Source organism: Kluyvera genomosp. 1, from assembly GCF_001266615.1.
Lineage (GTDB): Bacteria > Pseudomonadota > Gammaproteobacteria > Enterobacterales > Enterobacteriaceae > Kluyvera > Kluyvera cryocrescens_A.
The window spans coordinates 1-24906 of record NZ_LGHZ01000045.1 but is presented as its reverse complement, the minus strand read 5'-3'; the positions used below and the strand labels follow the sequence as shown (position 1 = coordinate 24906).

The following is a 24906-nucleotide window of genomic DNA, read 5'->3' as shown; positions in this document are numbered from 1 at the left end:
CCTCACAGGATGTAGCCGATGCTGTGCAGCACATCGTCACTGTTGACCAGACGGATCACTTTCTGGCTGATCCGCCAGCCATCGGCCTGCGGCGTGAGATGCCAGGTGATATCGGCAGCGTAGTGGCGGCTGTGGCCTTTGCGGTGCTCCCACAGCGACTGCGCGCCGCGGACCACCACTTCGCTCTCGCTGGCCTCCAGCAGGCGAAAACGCGACAGCGTGCGCAACGTTCTGGCGCGCGGGGTGGTGGAGATGGATTCACCGCTGTAAAGACGTTTCACCCGTTTGGCGCGCATTTCGTGGTCGTCACAGGCGTAGTTGAGGGTGTTTTTGAAGTCAGTCTCCTGCGGATCGATTGGCACGACGTACAGGCCGTCGTACTGCCACAGATCCAGCCAGGCATTGAATTCGCCCTGATCGAGGAGATCGCCTTCGAGGTTAATCACCGCAATGGCGTTAAACAGTACAGATTCCGCGGTCGTCATTTATTCCATCTCCGTCATCAGTTTTTTCCACTGCTGATAGGCAGCGCGCATCCCGGTCTCGGCGCTCACGTCGCTGCGCAGGCCGTCGTCGGTGCGGTATTCCCCCGCCAGGCCGCGGTTAAGCATGATCCACAGATCATCACCGGCAGTGGCTCCGCGCTGAACGCGCTCCCACGCTTCCGAGTCATCCGGGGTGCCGAAGCCCATCGGCCCCTGGAAATGTTCATGCAAACGCAGGCGCGCCTGGTTGGCGATTTCCGGGCCGCCGTCCATGGTGATCACCGCGTGGTGAATTTCAGTTTCATTCACCGACAGCGGTTGCAGAACGCGGAAGAACGCCATCGAGCAGGCGATGTTCGGGAAGATATTGAGGTTGAAGCCGGAGCCGCCGACCGCACGCACGATACGACGCACCTGGTCTTCATCGTGGTCGGCGCGCAGGGCGTCGGCCAGTTCGTTAAAGCGCTCCGGAATTGGCGCATCAAGGTTGGCGTCCAGATCCACCAGTTCCGGGATCATCACCATCACACTGTGACCATTGCCAAGATCTTCGACATAACCGCTGCCGTCGACAAAGTTGAGCATCTCTTCGGTCTGCTTATCGACCGAACTTAGGAACGAGCGGTGCACCACCGGGAAGTGGTAGCCGTCGGTGGTGTTCTCAAGCTGGATTTTCCAGTTGCCCGGGAAACGGAAACGGTGCGCCGGGCCGGTTTTAATCGGGTAACCCGCGCCCTGTTTCATAAACAGATCCATCCACTTTTTCGCCGCGCCGAGGAAATCTTCCAGCGGTTCGATACGATCGTTAAAAGTGGCGAAGATCATGCCGGCGTACTGTTCGGTGCGCAGCGACACCAGCCCCAGTTCGCCTTTTTCCAGCTGATCGGCGTAGCTCTCCGGATGGGGTACGCCGCGCAGGCTGCCGTCCAGCGCGTAGCCCCAGCCGTGATACGGGCAGACGAAGCTATTGGTTTTGCCGCTGCGGTGTTCACAAACGGTCGCCGCGCGGTGACGACAGCGGTTTAGCAGCGTATGCACGTTACCTTTACGATCGCGTACAACGATGACCGGTTGGGTGCCGATCTCGGTGGTTTTAAAGCTGCCGGTATCGGGAATTTCGCTGGCGTGCGCCACCCAAACCCAGGTTTTGCCAAACACTCTGTCCAGTTCCAGCGCGAACAACTCTTCGGAGGTGTACAGCGAAGTGTGTACGCGGTCGTGCTGCACCAGCGACGCAATCTCTTCGCGGCTCGGCGCGTTGGGCATCGTGGTATCGATATTCTTCACATTGATGAGGTGGTCACACTGCATGTCCATTCTCCTGCCCGTCTTCGACGGTCTGATGGTTTTCCGGCACCGGGAGCGTGTCCTCGGCGTGCCAGTGGCTTACGGGTCGGCTAAACAAGTTGCGGGTGATGAAATGGTGCATCACCATCTCCCCCGCTTCACGCCGAAAGGTGACGTTGATTTCGGCGGCGTTAAGGTGTGCGCCACCGGCGCTAAACGCCGAGGTTTGCAGCATCAGCCAGCGGCCGTGCAGTTCTCCGCAGGCCGAAGTGCTGAGCGCCTCAGAGCACAAAAAATGTGCGTTCATGGCAAAATGAGCTGGTTTTCGCACATATCCCGCCATCATGGCGACAATTGCCGCACGCCCTGAATGACGCCCCAGACGCGTAGCATAAGGTTCGCCAACCCCTTCCCAGCAGGCGTCAACGGTGAACAGGGCGCCAATGGCACGTACGGTTTCGCTGTCGTCGAGGTGGTCACACAGGTGCATGTACTGGCTTATACACACGCGGGCGGCCTGCTGATCTTCGAGCTGCTGTAAGCGCTGCGCATCCTGAGGGGTCATCGTCGCCTCCGTTAGCTCTGAATGATCAGTTCGCGGCCGACGCGAGCTTCAATCTTGCAGTACTTCCACAGCTTGCTGCCGCCGTCGCCCACCGCCGTGGTGCGAAACAGGTTGCAGACCGCGGCAACGTTTTCCAGCGCCTGGGCGTCGGCCAGCACGTAGGTCGTCCACGGGGCGGTAGTTGACGGCCCCACCATCAGCTGGTCATCGTCCATATTGCCGATAACCGTGATCCCCGGCGTTTCATCAATGCCTTTCATCATCACGCCGAAAGCGGCCCACACCTGCTTGGCTTCCGCCGCGCTGGCATCGAAGAAGTTCTGGTTCACGCCGATGCAAAACAGCACGCGTAAAGTAGTGGTCTGGCTCATCTGATGCTCCTTACGTTAAAAATCACAGGTAGCCGGGCTGCGGCTTGCCACCGAAGAAAACGGTACCTGCGTTGAGATATGAGAGATCGCCCATAAAGGCGTGTTGAGTAATGACCATGGTGTCGCGCACGTAGCGCTGCAGCGGGCTGGTCATGGTGACGCCGCCCATGCCGTTTAACGCCAGCGCCTGACGCGCCACATCGGCGGCGACGCGCGTCACATGAGTAGAAGAAAGGCGCAGCGCGTTAATTTGTTCGCAGCTGGCGTCATCACCAGACAGCAGCTGCTGCCAGACATCGTCGATGGCGTCGTAGAACCAGGCGCGGGCAGAACGTAAGTCCGCCTCGCAGCGGGCAATTTGCATTTGCGCCTGCGGGCGGTCGGCCAAACGCGGCGCGCCGGTCACCGATTGCTGACGATGAGCAATCGCGTAAATTTCGTTGAGCGCTGCGCGGGCCACGCCGAGCGCCACCACCGACAGCACCTGAGTGGCCAGCGATAGCACCGGATAGCGGTACAGCGGTCCATCAAGATTCAGCGCACCGCCGCGAATAAAGGTCCACTCCTGCGGCACAAAGACATCGTCAACCAGCAAATCGTGGCTGCCGGTACCCGCCAAACCGACGGTGTTCCACACCGGGTCAATCTGCACGCTGGCACGCGGGAGTACCGCCATTCGTGGCAACGGCTGTTCGCCGTCAGGCAGAATACCAACGCCTAATACCGACGCGCCCATACTGCCGCTGGCAAAGCTCCAGCGGCCGCTAACCCGGTAGCCACCATCGGCCTGACGGGCTTTTTGCGTCGGGAAAATACCGCCGGCGAAGACCACATCCGGACCGTCGCGATAGAGTTCTGTCAGGGTGTCAACGGGCAGTGCGCCGAGATAAAACGGGCTCATGCCGAAGCTTGCCACCCAGCCTGCGGAACCGTCTGCGGTAGCAATCTGCTCAATCAGCTCGCAGAACTGCGCCGGGGAACACTCGTCGCCGCCGTAGATTTTCGGCACCAGCGCGCGGTAGACGCCGACCTGTTTAAAGCGGCTGATGATGTCGTCAGAAATATGACGTTGGTGCTCAAAATCCTGGCTACGAGTCGCAACTTCGCTTAACAGCGGCTCTAGCGTTTCACGGGCGTGGACGGCAGACATAGCGTTCTCCAGTAGTGGTCACGGCCGGGCGCTGAGCGCAGGCAGCCGCAATGAGTCGAACTCACTGAGTCATCAGGAATAAAGAAAATGAGAGCGTGTGCGGTTAGCGGCGTCGTCGCGCAGTCAACCACTCGGCGGCCTGCACCAGCAGCCCTTCTGCGCCTTTACGCGCCACCAGCTGCAAAGCGATTGGCCTGCCGCGCAGTTCACCTGCGGGGAGCGTTAGCGCCGGGTGCCCGCTGAGATTGAACGGACGCACCAGCCGGGTCAGATTGACCACGCCGAGCGGATCGGCCGCTTCAGCCAGCGTTGGCGGCAGCTCCGGTAATGTCGCCAGCGCCAGCAGTGGAGTTTGAGTCAGCAATGCGTCGACCTCATCAATGAAACGTTGACGGACCTGTTCAGCCTCTTCCAGTGTCTGCTGGCTCACCGTTTCACCGGCACGAATGCGTGTGGCAACATCTGCCGAGACCGCGCCGGTCGCCAGCAGCGGATGAAATGCCTGCCAGTTTTCGTGGCTGATGATGGCGATGCCAGCACGATGCGCATCGGCAAGCGTAGGGAGTTGGGCGCGGTGTGGCTGGACGCCAGCATCATTGAGAAATTGTGCCAGCTGCGCATCGATTTCCGGCTGCGCGGCGGAGATAAAGGTGATTTCCGGCAACGCCGTCATTGCCATCGACACCGGGATGTTCAGGTGATTCAGCGCCTGGCGGAGGACATGGGCATCGCGGGCAAACAGCCCTACGCAGTCCAGCGAACTGTCAGCAGGCAGTACCCCTTCCCGGCTCAAGACGCCGTAGCCCGGCTTCAACCCGAAGATCCCGCAGCAGGCAGCGGGCATGCGGACAGAGCCGCCGGTATCAGTGCCCAGTGAAAAGTCGACTTCGCCAGCGGCGACAACCGCCGCCGAACCGCTGGAGGAACCGCCGGGGATCAGCGTTGGATAGAGAGGGTTAACCGGCGTACCGCCCCAGGCATTAATCCCGGTCACGCCAAACGCCAGTTCATGCAGCGTGGTTTTTCCCGCCAGCCGACAGCCGTTGGCCAGCAGGGTCTCAACAACGCTGGCGTGCGCTTTGGCGGCAGGCGTTTGCGCCAGCGCCGGACAACCGGCCTGCGTGCGATGACCCGCTACGTTGAGAGTATCTTTGACGGCAAAACTAAGCTTACCCTCACCGAGGGTAAAGCGTTCAACAAACCCATTGCTCTCGTAAACTGGCTGCATGATTAACACCTTAACCAGAAAAAATGAATCACATTCAGGCGAGCAGTCGATGCTGCTTTTTTGTCCTGAGTCGCGTTAATTCAATACTGGCAAATTTAGATGAATATTCAAGTAATATTTCACGTTAATTTTACGATGATGCAACAATTAGTTAACCTTTATGATTGCATGGTTAATTACGCAGTTTGATGAAATATAAAGCAAATTAGCGCATACAGGCGGGTACAGCCTGCGAAGAGAATTTCGCAGGCTGTATTTAAAAGGTGTTTATTTACAAGTGGTTATAAATATTTTCTACGCGAGTCACAATTTTGTCATTGTGCCGATGAAGGGTCAAAGTTCGTTGAGATTATCGAGCACTTTAGCCAATGACTGGTTCATTTTTTCAACCTGACTGGCACTCATTCCCTTGAAGCCTTTGTCAAAAATCTTGCCCACCAGCGGCATGGCTTCCGCCACTTTCTGCTGCCCGGCTTCGGTTAGCATCACCACCGTCACGCGCGCGTCGCGCTCGCTGCTGGCAGTGGTAACCAGACCGTCGTCGCGCAGACGGCCAACGATTTTGGTGACGGTAGGCATTTTCGCCAGCGCGTATTCCGAAATTTGCGAAATGCTCGCTTCGCCATACTGATGGGTAATCATCAGCACGCGAAAGCGCGAGACATCCAGCGCTATCTTTTTGAGGGCAACTTCTACGGTCTGGGTGTAGCGTGCATAAACGTTAACAATCCAGTAAAACGGAAACTCTTCCCGGTGAAACACGGTCTCATCAGACTGACCGGCAGCGCTCTTTTTTGTCGGACTCATGCGTTTCCTTACCCCAAAATGCCTCAGATTTGCCGATTATACCCTGTGTCTCTACGCCCGTCCTGAGGCCGTTGCGCCCTCTTCCCACTTCCCTGGCACATTTACGCGACCCAGATCGCATTATGATTCACAAATGCCACGCACATAACAATTACGTATCATTTTTCACACATAAAATTGACACTCATCATGGCTATTTTCTATACGTTAGCAGCCTGTACGACGCTTATACTAATAAACACAATGTGGAGCTTTTCATGAACGATAGCCCTTCTACGGAACAGACCCGCTCCGGGGCGCAAGCCCCAACGCAAACACCTCTGAATCCCCGCCAGCAGGCGGTTATTAATAAACTTTTTCGCCGTCTGGTCGTTTTTTTGTTCGTGCTGTTTGTTTTCTCCTATCTCGACCGTATCAATATCGGTTTTGCCGGTCTGACGATGGGCAAAGATCTTGGTTTAACCAGCACGATGTTTGGCCTGGCGACCACCCTGTTTTACGTGATGTACGTGGTATGCGGGATCCCCAGCAACGTAATGCTGACCATTGTTGGCGCGCGGCGCTGGATTGCTATCCTGATGATCGTCTGGGGAATAGCCTCTACCGCCACACTGTTCGCAACCGGGCCGAATAGTCTGTATGCACTGCGCATGCTGGTGGGGATTGCCGAAGCGGGCTTCCTGCCGGGATTGCTGTATTACATGACCTATTGGTTTCCGGCGCACTACCGCGCCCGCGCCAATGCCCTGTTTATGATTGCCATGCCGGTCACCATGGCGCTGGGATCGCTAGCCTCTGGCTATATCCTCAACATGGACGGGATGCTGAATCTGAAAGGCTGGCAGTGGCTGTTCCTGCTGGAAGGTTTTCCGTCAGTGCTGCTCGGTCTGGTGGTGTGGTTCTGGCTGGATGATAGTCCTTCGACCGCGAAATGGCTGACCGACGACGATAAAGCCTGCCTTAACGAGATGCTGGAGGCAGACAAACAGCAAGCGTTACATACGCAAAGCGCCATTGCAGCGGCATCGGTTGGGCAAAAAAGCGTGGCTCGCGAGCTGTTCACGCCGGTGATTATTCTCTACACCGTGGCCTATTTCTGTTTGACCAACACACTGAGCGCCCTGAGCGTCTGGACGCCGCTGATACTGCGCAGTTTTAACGCCGAAAGCAGCAACGTCACCATCGGCTTGCTGAGCGCCATTCCACAAGTGTGTACTATTATCGGGATGATCTGGTGGAGTAAACGCTCTGACCGCTACAACGAGCGCAAACTGCATACCCTGCTGCCGTACCTGTTTGCCGCTGCCGGTTGGCTGTTGACCGCCACCAGCCCGAATCCACACCTGCAGTTTACCGGCATTGTGATGGCATCGATGGGTGCATTCGCGGCCATGGTTATCTTCTGGACGACGCCGGATCGTGCGCTGTCGCTTCGCGCGCGTGCGCTGGGCATTGCGGTGATCAATGGCACCGGGATGACCGGTGCGGCGCTGGGGCCGTTGCTGATGGGCTGGATGAAAGACGTGACCGGCAGCTTTAACGCCGGGATCTTTATGGTCGCCGGGTTCCTGGTGCTCGGGGCTATCGTGGTGGCATTTATCCCGATGAAGACGGTGGCGAAACCGGTGGTCAATACCGGAACCGCACCAGAGTCGGCGTAAGCAGAATGTCCGGGCTAGACAGGTAGCCCGGACATGTCTCTTAGAAGGTGTAGCTCGCCCCTACCTGGACCGTACGGTCACGGCCAATCCAGCAGTTGGTGCTGTCATAGCAGGTAAAGGTCTCTTTGTTGGTCAGGTTCTGCGCGCTGGCTTTCAGCATCAAACCATTCAGGCTGCTGTCCACCGCCGACATATCATAAGATACCGACATGTCATACTGCGTGGTGCCCCCCAATTTGCCTTCATTGTTTGCCGGTGCAATCTCCATCGGCCCGGTATAGCGCACCCCGGCTCCCACGGTCAGCCCGCGAACCATGCTCTGGTCAAAGGTGTAATCGCCCCACAGATTAAACGCATTTTCCGGCACCTGAGTTGGGCGTTTGCCCTGATAGGTCTCGTCTTCTGTGTTAATGGCGTGGGTATAGGCATAGTTGGCAATCAGGTTAATGTTGTCCGTCGGACGGCTAATCATCGACAGCTCCGCGCCTTTCGATTCAATTTCACCGGTCTGATGATAGGTCCAGCTTGGATCCATGCTCAACACATTTTTCTGGCGAATATTAAATACCGAGGCGGTAAAGGTGGTAGCGTAATCGGCCAGCAGATACTTCACGCCGCCTTCCACCTGTTTACTGGTGGTCGGTTTTACTTGATCCGCCGTCAGACCGCGGGCCGGGGAGACTGGCTTGAAGCCCTCCGAGTAGCTGATGAACGGTGAGATACCGTTGTCAAAGGCATACAGCACACCCAGGCGTTTGGTCACCCGGTCTTGCGAAATCCACTCTTTCTGGTCGCTATTAAGATAGTCGGTGGTGGCTGATTGATACTCGTCATAGCGCAGGCTGGCGAGGATATTCAGGCCGCCGTAGGCCATCTGATCCTGCAGGTAGTAACCTTTCTGGTTGTAGGAAAGGCGATTTTTCTGCGCAGTATACAGCCCCAGCGCATCTTCGCTTACCAGACCGTAGTCCGGATCACGCATATCGATTCCCGGCGTGGTGGTGGCGTAGTTGTAGTGGTAATGCGAGTTCAGCTTCTGATAGTCAAAACCGGCCAACAGATGGTGCTGCCAGTCGCCCAGGCTCAGGGTACGGGTGAGCTGGTTATCAATGTTGAAGCTATGCAGGTCTTCATCGGTGGTGTAGGCAAAGCGACTCAGATCGTATACCGCGCTAGCACTATTACCGGTGGAGTAAATGCTCTGCTGATGGGTATCAATATCGAAGTAACGCGCTTTCTGCGCAATACCCCAGCCGCTATCAAACTCATGCTCAAAGCTGTAACCAATCATCCACTGGCGCTGTTTAAAACCGCTCCAATCATCGCCGGCAAAGGCGCGCTTGTCGGCATACTGCGAACGTAAATAGGAGAGCGGCAGCGGGTTTGACGGCGTCAGGCTTGGCGTATTTTGCGCCAGCGCGTCAATAGTCAGGCGCGTTTTGTCGCTCGGTTGCCAGGTGACGCTCGGCGCAACGAGATAGTCTTCATAGCGGGTGGTGTGCGGCTGGTCATCACCTTCGGTGGCCTTGCCCAGCAGACGGTAGCTCCAGTCGCTGTCGGTAATCCGCCCGGTAGAGTCGATGTAACCTTCTTTTAGATTGCGGGTACCGGTGTTAAAGCCCATTTCGGTACGCGACGTAGTTTGCGGTTTTTTACCCTGAATATTCACCAGCCCGCCCGGCGAGCCGTTGCCGTAGAGCACGGATGAAGGCCCTTTCAGGATATCAACGCTATCAACAAGCAGCGGGTCGATACGCGCTTTGGTATTGCCGGTGACGTTATACGGCAGCTGCAGGCCGTTGTAGTACTCGTTATCGACGGTAAAACCGCGAATTTTGTATTCACTCATGTAGCTGGTGCTACCGCGTGACTCGGTCGACACGCCGGGGGCATAGCGCAGGATTTCATTAATCGACGTGGCGTGGCGCTCGCTGATTTCATGCTGGCTGATGGTATTAATGACCTGCGGCGTTTTGCTTTCTGGCTCCGCCGATTTGGTAGCGCTGTTGGTCCAGCTGGGAAGCTCACTCCCCTCACCGGATGCAGAACCGGTGACGACCATGGTGGATTCCTGGGCGGCATAGCCAGGTGCTGAAAGTGCGAGTGCAATCATCCCGGAAAGCGTACAAACGCGAAAAGCTGTCTTATTCATTATGTGTGGCTCAGATCAAACAAAGAACGATAATTATTATCATTAATGTTTGCGATTCAACGCCAAAATAAACAGGGGATTAAAAATGTGATGGAGATAACAACTTTGATGCAAAAGAAAACGGCCCCTTGCGGGGCCGTCGGAAAACATGACTCGGGAAATATTATTCGCGGCGAATCAGGCGGAATACCGCCAGCACCACGATAGCGCCAACAACCGCCACCAGGAAGCTGTGCAGGTTAAAGCCACTGACGCTGCCGCCAAGACCAAACGTGGTCGCTAACCAGCCACCGACAACCGCACCGACAATCCCCAGGATACAGGTGAGGAAGAAACCACCTCCATCACGCCCCGGCATAATCAGTTTGGCAATAACACCGGCAATCAGACCAAAAATAATCCAGGCAATAATACCCATTTTTCCCACCTCTTCAGTTCCATTAACACCAATAAAAGCGCCGACATTCTGCGCCGCTAATGTTTCAAGTATAGGTAATTGTTCTTAAAAAACCTGGTATGCCGATGATATTTTATGCAGATAAATACGAAAATTGACGTAGACACTGCCTTAAGTCCTTTACGCAGCCGAAAGCGAAGAAAGTGTTAAAAATTTTTACGCGGACGCTGAAGTTCTTTTTTTCAACGCCGATAGATAAGTGAGAGTCTGCCATTCAGGAGCCATACCCGGTGAGTGAGCACAACACACAGTTTCTTAAACAAAATCCGCTCGCAGTATTAAATGTTCTGCGCGATCTTCAGCAGGCCAATGCCGCGCTGCGCGTGAGTTGGTCTTCGCGCCAGTTTATTAGCCGCATTCTTGACGTGAGCCAGCAGCAGCTGATTATTGACTTCGGCAGCCGTGAAGAAGATAACAACGCCGCATTATTGGCGAAAAACCTCTCCATGGTGGCGGAAACCAATGGCGCGAAAATCGAATTTTCCGTGCCGCAGATGCAGGTTGAGAATTATCAGGGGCTGCCCGCTTTCGTGATGCCCACGCCGCCAGCGGTGTGGTTTATCCAGCGTCGTGAGTATTTCCGTATTCCTGCTCCGCTTTACCCACCCTATTACGGCTGTGCGACTTTACCGGATAAGAAAACGCTGCGTTTTCGTCTGTTTGATTTGTCGCTAGGTGGCATGGGTGCTCTGCTGGATGCACCGCCGCCGGAGACGTTGCTACCGGGCATGGAGATAAAAGAGCTGGAACTGGATATGGGGCAATGGGGACGTTTCCGCTTCGATGTCCAGCTGTTGGCCATCAGCGAACGTAAAGTCGTCGACAGTAAGAATGAAACCATCGTCACGCCGCGCCTGAGCTTTCGTTTTCTGTATATGAATCCGGTGCTTGAGCGCTCGCTCCAGCGAATTATCTTCTCGCTGGAGCGTGAGGCACGCGAACGGGCCAATAACGTTCGCTAATTACATCGCATCCATCGCTTTCTGGACTTTCCAGATATAGCGTGGAGCCTGAGGCGCAGGATGATTTTTCACCACGTGGTCGAAGAATTCATCCGCGTCCAGATCGTTAATTTTCGAGATAGCCTTTTTACGATCCGATGAGAAGGTTCGCAGCAGTGCGCCCGCTCCGTTGGCATACGACACCACCAGCGCATATTGCATCACCTGAGGATCGGTAATCCCAGCCAGCGATCCATGTTCCAGAATGCTCAAATAGGCCGCGCCCATTGAGATATTGCGCTCCGGATTTTTCAGCTCACTGGTCGACGGCTGACCGCTCCAACCCATGTGACGATACACATCCAGACCCGACGTTGAGGCCTTAAGTTGCATCAGCCCTACCGCATTGGATTTGCTCACCAGATTGGGGTTACCGCCGGACTCTACGGCAATAATGGCGGTGATAAGACGCGGGCTAACGCCCCAGGCCGTACCGGCTTTTTCAGTAATTGGCATCCACTGCATCGCGCGCTTCACAGGAACTTCGGGATTCCACGGCGGATTGCGGTAATCCGATTTAGAGCTACACCCGGCAAGTAATACAATTAAAAAAGCAAACCATCTTAATTTCACGCATCTATCCTTTTAGCTGAACTTTGCTGCCGTTAATGACAACCACTGGCTCAGGCGGCATGATACCCGTTTCATTCTCAGCAAGGAAATGCCATGTCTTCGTTTCATCTTATCGCCCCATCTGGCTACTGTATTAACCAGGCCGCTGCGCAGCGCGGCGTCTCACGGCTGGAGGCATCAGGGCATCAGGTAACGAACCAGCAGGTGATTTCCCGTCGCCAGCAGCGATTTGCGGGTAGCGATAGCGAACGTCTGGCGGACATTAATGACCTTGCCCAGCTTGGCGGCAAAAACCAGATTGTGATGCCAGTGCGCGGCGGCTACGGTGCCAGTCGTCTGCTGGCGAACATCGACTGGCAGGCGCTGGTCACTCGCCAGCAGCGCTCGCCGCTGCTCATTTGCGGTCATAGCGATTTCACCGCTATCCAGTTCGGTCTATTGTCCGCCGGCAACGTAGTGAGCTTTAGCGGCCCGATGCTGGCAGGCAATTTCGGCGCGGAAACCCTGAACGTTTTTACCGAAGAACATTTCTGGCGCGCGCTGCGCAACCCGACATTTACCATTGAGTGGAACGGTGACGGCCCTCAGTGCACCACCGAAGGCACCCTGTGGGGCGGCAATCTGGCAATGATCGCCTCGCTCATCGGGACGCCGTGGATGCCGGACATTCGCGACGGCATTCTGGTGCTAGAAGATATTAACGAGCATCCGTTCCGCGTCGAACGCATGCTGTTGCAGTTACTCAACGCCGGTATTCTGCCGCGTCAGCGCGCTATTGTGCTGGGGAGTTTTACTGGGGCCAGCCCGAATGACTATGACGACGGTTATGACCTTGAGGGAATGTATGATTACCTGCGTTCACGGCTGTCAATTCCCGTCATCAGCGGCCTCGATTTCGGTCATGAACCGCGCACCGTTACGCTACCGCTGGGGGCCCACGCGCAGCTTACGCATAATATGGGGCATACCGCGCTGACGCTCAGTGGTCATCCGGTATTAGCCGAATAAAAAACAATAATCACCGCTTATTAATCCAATGTTTACGCCCTAATTATGGTAACGTTTTGTAACTAGCTTGTTCGTTATCGGGGAGTGCGTGAACATTGGACGCCACGGCAGTCATTAGTCTCTTTATTTTGGGTTCGGTCTTAGTAACCTGCAGTATTCTCTTAAGCTCATTTTCTTCCCGTCTTGGTATCCCGATTCTGGTTATCTTTTTAGCCATCGGTATGTTGGCCGGCGTCGACGGCATCGGTGGCATCCCCTTCGATAACTATCCTTTTGCCTATATGGTGAGTAACCTGGCGCTGGCCGTGATTCTGCTTGACGGTGGGATGCGCACCCAGGCCAGCTCATTCCGGGTAGCTTTAGGCCCGGCGCTGTCGCTGGCAACGGTTGGGGTGCTCATTACCTCCGGCCTTACCGGAATGATGGCGGCCTGGCTGTTTAATCTAAACCTCATGGAAGGGATGCTAATTGGCGCCATTGTCGGTTCAACCGACGCCGCGGCGGTGTTCTCGCTGTTAGGCGGCAAAGGTTTAAACGAGCGTGTCGGGTCGACGCTGGAGATCGAATCCGGCAGTAACGATCCGATGGCGGTATTTCTGACCATTACGCTGATTGCGATGATCCAGCAGCACGAAACCGGCCTCAGCTGGATGTTCCTCGTGCACATCATTCAGCAGTTTGGCCTCGGCATCGTGATTGGCCTCGGCGGCGGCTATCTGCTGTTGCAAATGATCAACCGTATTGCCCTGCCCGCCGGGCTTTATCCGCTGCTGGCGTTGAGCGGCGGGATCATGATTTTCGCCGTGACGACGACCCTTGATGGTAGCGGCATTCTGGCGGTGTACCTGTGCGGTTTCCTGCTGGGTAACCGGCCAATTCGCAACCGCTTCGGTATTCTGCAAAACTTCGACGGCCTGGCGTGGCTGGCACAGATCGCCATGTTCCTGGTGCTGGGCCTGCTGGTGACGCCATCAGACCTGCTGCCGATTGCCATTCCGGCACTGCTACTTTCTATCTGGATGATTTTTGTGGCTCGCCCGCTGTCGGTCTTTGCCGGTCTGCTGCCGTTTCGCGGCTTTAATCTGCGTGAACGTACTTTTATCAGCTGGGTGGGCCTGCGCGGCGCGGTGCCAATCATCCTCGCTGTTTTCCCGATGATGGCGGGCCTTGAAAATGCACGTCTGTTCTTTAACGTCGCCTTCTTCGTGGTGCTGGTGTCGCTGTTGCTGCAAGGCACATCGCTGTCGTGGGCGGCGAAGAAAGCCAAAGTGGTGGTGCCGCCGGTGGGCTGGCCCATCTCCCGCGTCGGGCTGGATATCCACCCGGATAATCCGTGGGAGCAGTTTGTCTATCAGCTAAGCGCCGATAAATGGTGCGTGGGTGCCGCGCTGCGCGACCTGCATATGCCGCAGGAAACGCGTATTGCTGCACTATTCCGCGACAATGTGTTGCTGCACCCAACCGGCAGCACACGTCTACGGGAAAACGATATTTTGTGTGTTATCGGCCGCGAACGTGACCTGCCATCGCTGGGCAAAATGTTCAGCCAGTCGCCACCGGTCGCTCTTGATCAGAGTTTCTTCGGCGACTTTATTCTCGAAGCCGGGGCTAAATTTGCCGACGTGGCGCTGATTTACGGACTGGACGGTGGCGAAGAATTTCGCGACAACCAGCAGTCGCTCGGCGATCTCGTTGAGCATCTGCTCGGTGCCGCACCGGTCGTCGGTGACCAGGTCGAGTTTGCCGGCATGGTATGGACTGTCGCCGAAAAAGAAGAAAACCAGGTGCTGAAAGTCGGCGTGCGCGTCGCCGAAGAAGAAAGCGAGTGAAACAAAAAGGCCGGAGAGCGTAACGCTTATCCGGCCTTTTCAATAATGCGTAATGGTAAACCAGCGATGTGCCATCGCCAGTTAAAAGTTACACTGTCACTACTGGTACGCGCGGTGCTAAAGCGCACATGAGCTCGTAGCCTACGGTTCCGGCGCTGGCAGCCACTTCATCAATCTTAATGTTCTCTCCCCACAGCTCAACCGAGGTTCCGATTCCCGCCTGCGGACATGGTGTTAAATCCACCGCCAACATATCCATTGAAATCGCCCCCACCGTACCAGTGCGAATGCCGTCGACCAGTACCGGTGTACCGTTAGCGGCGATTCGCGGGTAGCCGTCAGCGTAGCCGCAGGCAACAATCCCAATTCGCTGTTCTTCTGTCGCACGATAGCGGCTACCGTAACCAACCGCATCACCCGGCTTCAGATTCTGAACGCCAATAATTTCGCTGCTTAGCGTCATCACCGGCTTCAGTCCCGTGTTGGCGATATCCTGCCACTGCCCTGACGGCGATGCGCCGTACAGTACAATTCCCGGCCGCACCCAATCAAAATGCGTTTCAGGATGCCACAGCGTCGCCGCTGAGTTGGCCAGTGAACGCGGGCAATCTATGCCTTCCGCCGCCTGTTCAATGCGCTGCATGGGCTCGACTACGCCATCGGTATTCTCCGCCTGCGCGAAATGCGACATCAGGGTCATCGACCCCACGTTGCTCATCCCACGCAGTTGCTGCCAAACGGTATGTACCCGTTCGGGTGCGAATCCCAGGCGGTTCATGCCGCTGTTCACCTTAAGATAAACATCAATCGGCGAATGCAGCCGCGCGTTTTGCAGCGCTTTGAGTTGCCAGTTACTGTGCACGCTGGTGGTCAGGCGGTATTTATCAAACAGCTCCAGCTCAGAGGCGTGGAAGAAGCCCTCCAGTAGCAGAATCGGCCCTTTCCAGCCGCGCTCGCGCAGCAAAATGGCTTCTTCCAGATTCAGCATCGCGAAGCCGTCAGTTTCCCGTAGGGCGTTCCAGACGCGTTCTAATCCATGCCCATAGGCATTGGCTTTCACCACTGACCAGATGCGCGCATTGCCCGCCGCCCGACGGACAATGGCTAAATTATTACGTAACGCCTGCAGGTCGAGGCTGGCAAGCACGGGACGTGACATGCGTTCTCCTTATTGGTGTGCACCGTGCAAGTGCTGCGCACGGGCCGGGGCGAACCCCGGGGAATAGCGCGCAACGCTCAGATCATCATAAGGGATCGCAGGCGTACGGCCAGACATCAAATCACTGAGCAACTGCCCGGAACCACACGACATGGTCCAGCCGAGAGTACCGTGCCCGGTATTGAGCCACAGGTTTTTAAACGCCGTTTTACCGACCACCGGCGTGCCGTCAGGCGTCATCGGGCGCAGCCCGGTCCAGAACGTGGCTTCGGTAATCTTACCGCCGCGAGGGAACAGATCCCCCACCACCATCTCCAGTGTTTCCCGGCGCGGTTGCAGCAGTTCGGTATTGAAGCCGACGATTTCCGCCATCCCGCCGACGCGAATGCGGTTGTCAAAACGGGTAATCGCAATTTTGTAGGTTTCATCAAGGATAGTCGAAACCGGCGCTCCGCTCTCTTCGATGATAGGAATAGTCAGCGAATAACCCTTGAGCGGATACACCGGGATGTCCACCAGCCCTTTGAGCATCGCCGTTGAATAGGAGCCAAAGGCCATCACGTAGGCATCGGCTTTCACTACCTCATCGCCGCACTTCACGCCAACAATGCGACCGCCATCCTCAAGCAGACTGTCGACCGGAGTGTTAAAGCGGAACTGGACACCCGCCTGCTCGGCCATTTTCGCCAGCCGCTGGGTAAAGAGTTGGCAGTCGCCGGTTTCATCGTTAGGTAAACGCAGGCCACCGGTCAGCTTGTGCGCGACATCGGCTAACGCCGGTTCCACTTCAGCAAGCCGTGAAGCTTCCAGCAGTTGATACGGAACACCCGCATCTTCCAGCACCGCGATATCTCGGGTGGCATTCTCGTATTGCTGAGCGGTACGGAACAGCTGCAGCGTGCCGCCCTGACGTCCTTCATAGCTGATACCGGTGGTGTCGCGCAGGGTTTTCAGGCAGTCGCGGCTGTATTCCGCCAGACGTACCATCCGGCCTTTGTTTTCCATGTAGTGGCGGGTATCGCAGTTGCGCAGCATCTGCCACATCCATTTTAACTGGAAGCCGGTGCCGTCGAGGCGTATCGCCAACGGCGCGTGGCGCTGGAACATCCATTTAATCGCTTTTAACGGCACACCAGGTGCTGCCCACGGGGCTGCGTAGCCCGGAGAGATCTGCCCCGCGTTGGCGGCGCTGGTTTCTAATGCCGGGCCCGCTTCACGGTCAATAACCGTCACCTGATGCCCTGCCTGACTTAAATACCAGGCGCTGGTGACGCCCACGACTCCACTTCCCAGTATGACAACGTGCATAGCCACTCCAGAATCAGTAAAAGAACAATCATCTAATTACAAATTGATAACCTAGATGAAAATATTATTCAACATAGGCTTTTTTTATGGTGACTTACCTCACAGAGTGCCCACGGTGCGGGGATAGCGAGAAATTGCGATCTCCTGCTGCCCGTTATTTTTTGTCAGCATAAAATCCTGCCAAAGCGTCAAATAATCATCCGGAAGATGAATTAATCACGAAGAAAAAAAATGCCTCTTGTTACAGATTTTCTGCGGTGTTCTATTCTTTATTTGAGGCTCTCCAGACAGAGAGGGTCGCCAACAATGAGGGCGCGCTAATGGCTACGATTGACTCGATGAATAAGGACACCACTCGTCTGAGCGATGGACCCGACTGGACGTTTTCGCTGCTCGAAACCTACCTGGCCGAAATCGACCGGGTGGCAAAGCTGTATCGACTGGACACCTACCCACATCAGATCGAAGTCATTACCTCCGAGCAGATGATGGATGCCTATTCCAGCGTGGGGATGCCGATTAACTACCCGCACTGGTCATTTGGTAAAAAGTTTATTGAGACCGAGCGCCAGTACAAACACGGGCAGCAGGGTCTGGCCTATGAAATCGTCATCAACTCCAACCCGTGTATCGCTTACTTAATGGAAGAGAACACCATTACGATGCAGGCGCTGGTGATGGCGCACGCCTGCTATGGTCACAACTCTTTCTTTAAAAACAACTACCTGTTCCGCAGCTGGACCGATGCCAGCTCGATAGTCGACTATTTGCTGTTCGCGCGTAAATACATCACCGATTGCGAAGAACGCTACGGTGTCGATGAAGTGGAGCGACTGCTCGACTCCTGCCATGCGCTAATGAATTACGGTGTGGATCGTTACAAACGTCCGCAAAAAATCTCGCTGCAGGAAGAGAAAGCGCGACAGAAGAGCCGTGAAGAGTATCTGCAAAGCCAGGTCAACATGCTGTGGCGCACTCTGCCGAAGCGCGATGAAGAGAAAGCCTCAGAAACCGCTCGTCGCTATCCGTCGGAGCCGCAGGAAAACCTGCTGTACTTTATGGAGAAGAACGCGCCGCTGCTGGAGCCCTGGCAGCGTGAGATCCTGCGTATTGTGCGCAAGGTCAGCCAGTATTTTTACCCGCAAAAGCAAACCCAGGTGATGAACGAAGGCTGGGCGACGTTCTGGCACTACACTATCCTCAATCATCTGTACGATGAAGGGAAAGTGACCGAGCGTTTTATGCTGGAGTTTTTACACAGCCACACCAATGTGGTGTTCCAGCCGCCGTATAACAGCCCGTGGTACAGCGGTATAAACCCGTACGCGCTGGGCTTTGCCATGTTCCAGGATATTAAACGTATTTGTCAGAACCCGACCGACGAAGATAAATACTGGTTCCCGGATATCGCGGGTTCCGACTGGCTGACGACGCTGCATTTCGCGATGCGCGATTTTAAAGACGAGAGCTTTATCAGCCAGTTCCTGTCGCCGAAAATCATGCGGGACTTCCGCCTGTTTACCGTGCTGGATGACGATCAGCATAACTATCTGGAAATTTCGGCCATTCACAACGAGGAAGGCTATCGCGAGATTCGCTCACAGCTCTCTTCGCAATATAACCTGAGCAACCTGGAGCCGAACATTCAGGTGTGGAACGTGGATCTGCGCGGCGATCGCTCGTTGACGCTGCGCTATGTGCCGCATAACCGTGCGCCGTTGGATAAAGGCCGTCGCGAAGTCCTCAAACACGTACAGCGTCTGTGGGGCTTTGACGTGCATCTGGAGCAGCAAAATGCCGATGGCAGCGTTGAGCTGCTTGACCGCTGTCCGCCGCGGCCAAACGCGTTGTAAGTGCTAAATGCAAAACACCCCGGCATAACCGGGGTGTTTTATTTTGTACGGACAACCATTAACGGCCGTGAATCGCCAGATCGCCCGGCAAATTCTTCTGCATTCGGTGCCAGATCTCACCACTTTCATGACCGTAGCGACGTACCGTTTCGTACACTTTGTCATGATCGCCCTGCTCACACAACTCGGTCAGACGGTGATAGAAGCCAAGCGCCAGGCTACGGGCTTCTGGGCTTGAAAAGTAGTGACGTCCCAGACGGGTATACAGCCCCTTCATCCCGTTTAGGATCAGACCGTAGATCGGGTTCCCCGATGCAAATGCCAGGCCGCGGAAAATGCCGTAGTCCAGCTCAGCGAAAGCATCCGCGTAGTCTTCCACTTCGCGCGCGCTTGCCAGTACTTCCAGCGCTTTTTCCGGGTGTTGACGGAATGCGGTGCGAATATAGATCGTTGCGATATTGGTACGTACGGAAAGCAAATTATCAATCAACTGCGGTACGCTATCGTGGTCGAGGCGTGCCAACGTCTCCAGGATATTCAACCCGGACGTTTCCCAGAAATTATTGACCTTCGTTGGCTTGCCGTGCTGAATCGTTAACCAGCCGTCGCGTGCCAGACGTTGCAACACTTCACGTAAGGTGGTGCGAGTCACACCAATTAATTCAGAGAGTTCACGCTCTGCGGGAAGAATTGAGCCTGGAGGAAAACGGTTATTCCAGATGCTTTCAACAATATACTCTTCCGCGAAACCCGCCGGGCTTTGCGCCTTAATGACCATAGTAAAAATTCCATTACACAGCGTTGCAATTGGACTCATCATACCAGAGGCAACATAGTGCAGATAGCGGGACGGGTGAATTAAAAAGGGATCGCTGTTTCATTTTTCACATTTCTTTTTTACTCCGAAACGCCCGCTTCCCGGGGCATTTCTGGCAGTGAGCCTGAATAAATGGTAAAAAATGTTATCTTTTCAGGAGGAAAACGGTTGTCATGGAAATTTCCTACGGTCGCGCCCTGTGGCGCAACTTTCTTGGCCAGTCGCCTGACTGGTATAAACTGCTGCTGATTATTTTCTTAATCATCAACCCGTTAGTATTTATGCTCAACCCCTTCATCGCCGGATGGCTACTGGTGGTTGAATTTATCTTCACCCTGGCGATGGCGCTAAAATGTTACCCGCTGATCCCCGGCGGCCTGCTGGCTATCGAAGCGGTATTTATCGGCATGACATCCGCCGAACACGTACGCAACGAAATCGCCGCCAATCTGGAAGTGTTGCTGCTGCTGATCTTTATGGTCGCCGGCATCTACTTTATGAAGCAACTGCTGCTGTTTATCTTCACTCGCCTGCTGCTCACCATTCGCAGTAAACGATTGTTGTCGATAGCCTTCTGCCTGGCCGCTGCCTTCCTCTCGGCGTTTCTTGATGCGCTCACCGTTGTGGCGGTGATTATCAGCGTCGCCGTGGGTTTCTACAGTATTTATCATCGGGTGGTATCCTCCCGCCCGGATGACGACGATCTGCTGGATGACAGCCATATCGACAAACACAACCGTGAAGTGCTGGAACAGTTCCGCGCCTTCTTGCGCAGCCTGATGATGCATGCGGGCGTCGGTACCGCGCTCGGCGGCGTGATGACCATGGTCGGCGAGCCGCAGAACCTGATTATCGCCAAAGTCGCTGGTTGGCACTTTGGCGAATTTTTCCTGCGCATGTCTCCGGTCACCCTTCCCGTCTTTGTCTGCGGCATAGTCACCTGTTTCCTGCTCGAGAAATGCAAAGCCTTCGGTTACGGCGCCGAGCTACCGGAAACCGTTCGCAAGATCCTCCACGATTACGATGAACGCAGCCGTAAGCAGCGTACGCAGCAGGAGACTATGCGCCTCATCGTGCAGGGCATCATCGGTGTCTGGCTGGTGCTGGCGCTGGCGTTGCACCTGGCGGAAGTGGGGCTGATTGGTCTGACCGTCATTATCTTCGCTACCTCGTTTACCGGAATCACCGATGAACACGCTATCGGCAAAGCTTTTACCGAAGCGCTGCCGTTTACAGCGCTGTTGACGATCTTCTTCGCGGTGGTGGCGGTGATTATCGATCAGCATCTGTTCGCGCCGATCATCGATTTCGTGCTGCAAGCATCACCGCACGCCCAGCGTTCGCTGTTCTATCTGTTTAACGGTGTACTGTCATCGATATCCGATAACGTCTTTGTCGGTACCGTCTATATCAACGAGGCGAAAACCGCGCTGGATAACGGGGCGATTACCCTGCCGCAGTTTGAACTGCTAGCGGTAGCAATCAACACAGGGACTAACCTGCCATCGGTGGCAACACCCAACGGTCAGGCCGCGTTCTTGTTCTTACTGACCTCCGCGCTGGCGCCGTTAATTCGCCTGTCGTATGGCAGAATGGTGTGGATGGCACTGCCGTATACGTTGGTTCTGACCCTGGTGGGTTTATTGTGCGTGGAATTTACCCTTCAGCCGGCGATTGACTGGATGATGGGTCAGGGGTTATTAGCATTACCCGTAATAACTCCCTAAATTCGTGGCAATTGTCCGTGCCGGTGAGTTTCTCACCGGCATTGCGCCACCATTTACGAATTATTGCGTATAGCCGGATGGCACGGCTAACGTTTTCGTTTACACTGCGCTTTCACAGCTCGTTCCAGGGAAATAATTATGTTGCGATATTTAAACCAGAGCTCACGTGGCCGCAGTGCCTGGTTATTAATGGCGTTAACCGCTTTTGCGCTTGAGTTAGTGGCATTATGGTTCCAACACGTGATGTTGTTGAAGCCGTGTGTTTTATGTATTTATGAGCGCTGCGCGCTGTTTGGCATTATGGGTGCGGGATTAGTGGGCGCCATTGCGCCGAAGAGTCCGCTGCGCTACATCGCTATTTTTATCTGGATCTACAGCGCATTTCGCGGTCTGCAGCTGGCGTGGGAACACACGATGATCCAGCTTCACCCGTCACCGTTTATGACCTGTGACTTTATGGCTCGCTTCCCAAGCTGGCTGCCATTAGACAAATGGCTGCCGCAGGTGTTTGTTGCGTCAGGTGACTGCTCGGTTCGTCAGTGGGAGTTTTTATCGCTGGAGATGCCGCAGTGGCTGGTGGGGATTTTTGCCGCTTACCTGATTGTGGCGCTGCTGGTACTGATTGCCCAGCCGTTTAAGCCGAAAAGACGCGACCTGTTCGGCCGTTAATCGTTATCATTGCCAGCTGCACTCGCTTGCGGCTGGCATCCCTTCCTGATCAGCCAATCCACGCCCAAATCCCATATCCCGCAGCTAACAACAGTCCCCAACCGCCAAGGTTTATCACCACGGCCAGCATTAACAGTTTGAGTGAACTATTCATCAGGAACCTCGTACCGATGCGAATAGAACCACTATCGGCACGGCACGATGTTTAAGTAGCGAGTTTGTTACTGAAAGGTGAAATTCAAAGGATTATCGCAAAAATTGCGAATTAGTCAGCCCATTCAGGCTTATTGAGGATGTGATCCTGCCAGTCAATCACTTCCGATTCTTTGACCGCGATATGGCGTACGGAAATACGCTCACCGTGCATGGCCGCTTTCGAACCGGTAATCAACGGATGCCACTGAGGCAACGGCTGCCCTTCCGCCAGCAGGCGATAGGCGCAGGTATGTGGCAACCATTCAAAGGTTGGTAGATTGTCGCGGGTCAGCTTGATGCAGTCAGGCTCATACTCGAAACGACGTTCGTAGTTACGACACTGGCAGGTTTTAATATTCAGCTGGCGACAGGCCACGTTGGTGAAATAGATTTCATCAGTGTCTTCATCCATCAGCTTGTGCAAGCAGCACTGTCCGCAGCCGTCGCACAGCGATTCCCACTCGGCGTCGGTCATATCGTCAAGTTTTTTGCTCTGCCAGAAAGGTAATTCGCTCATCAGGATGTCCACATCAAAAATCGGGTTGCATCTTATAACCAGTCTGGCACAGGGATGCAAGTTTTGCCGCCCGAAAGGGGCGGCAAGAAGGGATTACAGCACGCGGGTGGTCAGTGATTGGCCATTAAACTGCACATCCAGTTCATCGCCGCTATGCAGCGGGCCAACACCTTCCGGTGTACCTGTCAGTACCACATCACCCGGCTTCAGTGTGAAGAAACGGCTCATGTAGGCAATCAGTGGCACAATTTTGTGGATCATGTCGGCAGTTGTGCCCTGCTGACGTATTTCACCATTCACTGTCAGACCCAGCGTAGTATTTTGCGGGTCACCTGAAAAAGCAGAAACCGGAATAAAACCGGAAATTGGGCAAGAATTATCAAATCCCTTCGCTTTTTCCCACGGCTGGCCGGCCTTTTTCATTTTACCCTGCACATCGCGCAAGGTGAGATCCAGCGCTACGCCGTAACCGGCAATGGCCTGCTGAACGTGCTCTGGCGTGGCCTGACGCAGCGTGGCACCAATCAGCACCGCCAGCTCAACCTCATGGTGCACAGAGCCCAAACCCTGTGGCAGAATCAGCGGCTGGCGTAAATCACACAGCGCCGTTTCCGGCTTAATAAACAGAACGGGTTCTTCCGGCGTCGCGCTGCCCATTTCCTGGATATGTTTTGCATAATTACTGCCAACACAAACAACTTTGCTTACCGGGTAATCCAGCAGAGCGCCCTGCCAGTTATGATGCTGATACATGCTTTTCCCTTAATCGTTGTTACCATGGACATACATCTGCCGGAAGCGAATAAATTATTCGCCCTTATTTTTGGAATCGGCCAGATGCTGTTTTAACAGATTTTCAGGCGGTGGCGGGAGCTGCAAATAATACCCCTGCTCAACTAACGCCTGTTTTACCTTATCCCAATCGGCATTGACCGTTTTCTTACGTCCGTCCAGCGGCAGCACCATTGCCAGCTTCGGTTGACCGAAGCCCTGCATTAATTCTGCCGGCACACGCGAGAAGTCGTCTTTTTTTTCGACATACAAATAGGTTTGATCGCGTTTAGTACTACGATAAATCACACAAAACATATTTTTACTCTGAATTAGGACTGTGGTTGCTTGCTTGAATATATTAGTGACTATAACATGCCTGATAGTCTTCGGAATATCATCGCACATTATGCGTTGGTAAATAGCAAATTGAGTAAGGCCAGGATGTCAAACACGCCAATCGAACTTAAAGGCAGTAGCTTCACCTTATCCGTGGTTCATTTGCATGATGCAAATGCCGAGGTTATTCGTCAGGCGTTAGAAGACAAAGTCGCCCAGGCTCCGGCTTTTTTCCGTCACGCACCCGTGGTGGTTAACGTCAGCCGTCTTGAAGAATTCACCCAATGGCGCGCCATTCAGCAGGCTATTATGTCTGTCGGCTTGCGTATTGTCGGCGTTAGCGGCTGTAAGAACCCGCAGTTTAAAGCCGCCATCGACCAATCGGGCCTCCCTTTACTGACTGAAGGGAAAGAAAAAGTTGCTCGACCGCAGCCCGTTGAGCCAACGCCCGAGCCTGAACCGGCACCAATTGTTAATTCGATCACAAAAACGCGAATGATTGATACGCCGGTACGTTCCGGTCAGCGCATTTATGCACCAAACTGTGATCTGATTGTGACAAGCCACGTGAGCGCAGGGGCGGAACTTATCGCCGATGGTAATATTCATGTTTACGGCATGATGCGTGGCCGCGTTCTGGCTGGCGCCGGCGGAGACCGGGAAGCACAGGTATTTTGTACCCACCTTGCGGCGGAGCTGGTCTCCATTGCAGGGGAATATTGGCTGAGCGATAAAATCCCAGCCGAATTTTATGGCAAAGCGGCGCGTCTGCGTTTAGACGATAACGCTTTGACTATTCAACCGTTAAATTAATCCCTTTTTAACAAGGAATCTCTATGGCACGCATTATTGTTGTGACTTCAGGTAAAGGGGGCGTGGGTAAGACCACCTCCAGCGCGGCCATCGCGACTGGTTTGGCGCAGAAGGGAAAGAAAACGGTCGTTATCGATTTTGATATCGGTCTGCGTAACCTTGTC

At 54.7% G+C, this 24906-nt stretch carries 24 protein-coding genes and 2 pseudogenes; 9 read left to right on the top strand and 17 right to left on the bottom strand.

All coding sequences use genetic code 11. The features are described 5' to 3' along the window. Positions 1-2: 2 nt before the first annotated feature. The 7 genes from KP80_RS20395 to KP80_RS20365 all read right to left on the bottom strand — a co-directional run bounded on the left by KP80_RS20395 (position 3) and on the right by KP80_RS20365 (position 5893). On the bottom strand, positions 3-485 hold the full coding sequence (locus KP80_RS20395) for an aromatic-ring-hydroxylating dioxygenase subunit beta (protein ID WP_052285471.1): 483 nt from the start codon (positions 483-485) through the stop codon (positions 3-5). Then, positions 486-1796, bottom strand: a complete 1311-nt coding sequence (locus KP80_RS20390; RefSeq protein WP_082221770.1) for an aromatic ring-hydroxylating oxygenase subunit alpha — start codon at positions 1794-1796, stop codon at positions 486-488. It lies immediately after the preceding gene. Further along, the gene (locus tag KP80_RS20385) at positions 1786-2337 is read right to left on the bottom strand and encodes a nuclear transport factor 2 family protein (RefSeq protein ID WP_052285470.1); all 552 of its coding nucleotides are present in this window, start codon (positions 2335-2337) and stop codon (positions 1786-1788) included. The genes KP80_RS20390 and KP80_RS20385 overlap by 11 nt, the downstream gene beginning before the upstream one ends. Before the next feature lie 11 nt (positions 2338-2348). Continuing rightward, positions 2349-2708 carry a hypothetical protein gene (locus KP80_RS20380; RefSeq protein WP_052285469.1) on the bottom strand — a complete coding sequence of 120 codons (360 nt, stop codon included), beginning with the start codon at positions 2706-2708 and terminating at the stop codon, positions 2349-2351. A gap of 22 nt (positions 2709-2730) precedes the next feature. After that, positions 2731-3858, bottom strand: a complete 1128-nt coding sequence (locus tag KP80_RS20375; RefSeq protein WP_052285468.1) for an acyl-CoA dehydrogenase family protein — start codon at positions 3856-3858, stop codon at positions 2731-2733. Between the two features lie 103 nt (positions 3859-3961). Beyond that, positions 3962-5086, bottom strand: a complete 1125-nt coding sequence (locus KP80_RS20370; protein ID WP_052285467.1) for an amidase — start codon at positions 5084-5086, stop codon at positions 3962-3964. Between the two features lie 333 nt (positions 5087-5419). Further along, positions 5420-5893, bottom strand: coding sequence for a MarR family winged helix-turn-helix transcriptional regulator (locus tag KP80_RS20365; RefSeq protein WP_052285466.1), 474 nt, complete (start codon positions 5891-5893; stop codon positions 5420-5422). A gap of 257 nt (positions 5894-6150) precedes the next feature. On the opposite strand from KP80_RS20365, the gene hpaX reads away from it, so the two are divergent. Continuing rightward, positions 6151-7554, top strand: coding sequence for a 4-hydroxyphenylacetate permease (gene hpaX / locus KP80_RS20360; RefSeq protein WP_052285465.1), 1404 nt, complete (start codon positions 6151-6153; stop codon positions 7552-7554). 40 nt (positions 7555-7594) lie between these two features. On the opposite strand, the gene KP80_RS20355 is transcribed toward hpaX, so the two are convergent. Together KP80_RS20355 and KP80_RS20350 are read right to left on the bottom strand one after the other, a co-directional pair. After that, positions 7595-9706, bottom strand: a complete 2112-nt coding sequence (locus KP80_RS20355; RefSeq protein WP_052285464.1) for a TonB-dependent siderophore receptor — start codon at positions 9704-9706, stop codon at positions 7595-7597. Between the two features lie 163 nt (positions 9707-9869). Further along, entirely contained in the window at positions 9870-10124 is a 255-nt protein-coding gene (locus KP80_RS20350; RefSeq protein WP_052285463.1) for a GlsB/YeaQ/YmgE family stress response membrane protein, read from the bottom strand. A gap of 269 nt (positions 10125-10393) precedes the next feature. Between KP80_RS20350 and ycgR the strand changes: the two genes are divergently transcribed. Continuing rightward, on the top strand, positions 10394-11125 hold the full coding sequence (gene ycgR / locus KP80_RS20345; protein WP_052285462.1) for a flagellar brake protein YcgR: 732 nt from the start codon (positions 10394-10396) through the stop codon (positions 11123-11125). Here the strand turns inward: ycgR and emtA are convergent, their stop codons facing one another. Further along, the gene (emtA, locus tag KP80_RS20340; protein ID WP_052285461.1) at positions 11126-11737 is read right to left on the bottom strand and encodes a membrane-bound lytic murein transglycosylase EmtA; all 612 of its coding nucleotides are present in this window, start codon (positions 11735-11737) and stop codon (positions 11126-11128) included. It abuts the gene before it with no gap. Between the two features lie 93 nt (positions 11738-11830). Here emtA and ldcA point away from each other — a divergent pair, with 93 nt between their 5' ends. Continuing rightward, positions 11831-12745: a muramoyltetrapeptide carboxypeptidase gene (gene ldcA / locus KP80_RS20335; RefSeq protein WP_052285460.1), complete on the top strand. Its 915-nt coding sequence runs from the start codon at positions 11831-11833 to the stop codon at positions 12743-12745. Between the two features lie 95 nt (positions 12746-12840). Continuing rightward, a pseudogene (locus KP80_RS20330) lies at positions 12841-14556 on the top strand (potassium/proton antiporter); the annotation flags it as partial. On the opposite strand, the pseudogene KP80_RS23480 reads toward KP80_RS20330, so the two are convergent. The 3 genes and pseudogenes from KP80_RS23480 to KP80_RS20320 form a co-directional block, all read right to left on the bottom strand. After that, a pseudogene (locus KP80_RS23480) lies at positions 14518-14604 on the bottom strand (hypothetical protein); the annotation flags it as partial. The pseudogenes KP80_RS20330 and KP80_RS23480 sit on opposite strands and share 39 nt — an antisense overlap. 58 nt (positions 14605-14662) lie before the next feature. Then, positions 14663-15733, bottom strand: coding sequence for a catabolic alanine racemase DadX (dadX, locus tag KP80_RS20325; RefSeq protein ID WP_052285458.1), 1071 nt, complete (start codon positions 15731-15733; stop codon positions 14663-14665). Positions 15734-15742: 9 nt separating this feature from the next. Then, entirely contained in the window at positions 15743-17041 is a 1299-nt protein-coding gene (locus tag KP80_RS20320; protein ID WP_052285457.1) for a D-amino acid dehydrogenase, read from the bottom strand. Between the two features lie 320 nt (positions 17042-17361). Here KP80_RS20320 and KP80_RS20315 point away from each other — a divergent pair, with 320 nt between their 5' ends. Further along, on the top strand, positions 17362-18894 hold the full coding sequence (locus KP80_RS20315; RefSeq protein ID WP_052285456.1) for a SpoVR family protein: 1533 nt from the start codon (positions 17362-17364) through the stop codon (positions 18892-18894). A 58-nt stretch (positions 18895-18952) separates the two neighbouring features. On the opposite strand, the gene fadR is transcribed toward KP80_RS20315, so the two are convergent. Then, the gene (gene fadR / locus KP80_RS20310; RefSeq protein WP_052285455.1) at positions 18953-19672 is read right to left on the bottom strand and encodes a fatty acid metabolism transcriptional regulator FadR; all 720 of its coding nucleotides are present in this window, start codon (positions 19670-19672) and stop codon (positions 18953-18955) included. Positions 19673-19884: 212 nt separating this feature from the next. Between fadR and nhaB the strand changes: the two genes are divergently transcribed. Continuing rightward, the gene (gene nhaB, locus KP80_RS20305; RefSeq protein ID WP_052285454.1) at positions 19885-21438 is read left to right on the top strand and encodes a Na(+)/H(+) antiporter NhaB; all 1554 of its coding nucleotides are present in this window, start codon (positions 19885-19887) and stop codon (positions 21436-21438) included. Between the two features lie 138 nt (positions 21439-21576). Beyond that, complete coding sequence (dsbB, locus tag KP80_RS20300; protein WP_052285453.1) at positions 21577-22107, top strand: disulfide bond formation protein DsbB; 531 nt, start codon at positions 21577-21579, stop codon at positions 22105-22107. A gap of 265 nt (positions 22108-22372) precedes the next feature. Here dsbB and KP80_RS20295 read toward each other — a convergent pair whose 3' ends face one another. The 3 genes from KP80_RS20295 to KP80_RS20285 form a co-directional block, all read right to left on the bottom strand. Further along, positions 22373-22819 carry a YcgN family cysteine cluster protein gene (locus tag KP80_RS20295; protein WP_052285452.1) on the bottom strand — a complete coding sequence of 149 codons (447 nt, stop codon included), beginning with the start codon at positions 22817-22819 and terminating at the stop codon, positions 22373-22375. A 93-nt stretch (positions 22820-22912) separates the two neighbouring features. Next, entirely contained in the window at positions 22913-23572 is a 660-nt protein-coding gene (locus KP80_RS20290) for a fumarylacetoacetate hydrolase family protein (RefSeq protein WP_052285451.1), read from the bottom strand. A gap of 54 nt (positions 23573-23626) precedes the next feature. Further along, positions 23627-23908, bottom strand: coding sequence for a YcgL domain-containing protein (locus tag KP80_RS20285; protein WP_052285450.1), 282 nt, complete (start codon positions 23906-23908; stop codon positions 23627-23629). A gap of 126 nt (positions 23909-24034) precedes the next feature. On the opposite strand from KP80_RS20285, the gene minC reads away from it, so the two are divergent. Both minC and KP80_RS22725 read left to right on the top strand, forming a co-directional pair. Continuing rightward, positions 24035-24742: a septum site-determining protein MinC gene (gene minC / locus KP80_RS20280; protein WP_052285449.1), complete on the top strand. Its 708-nt coding sequence runs from the start codon at positions 24035-24037 to the stop codon at positions 24740-24742. A 23-nt stretch (positions 24743-24765) separates the two neighbouring features. After that, positions 24766-24906 (top strand): AAA family ATPase (locus tag KP80_RS22725; protein ID WP_156315707.1); only part of this gene is annotated, 141 nt, incomplete at its 3' end.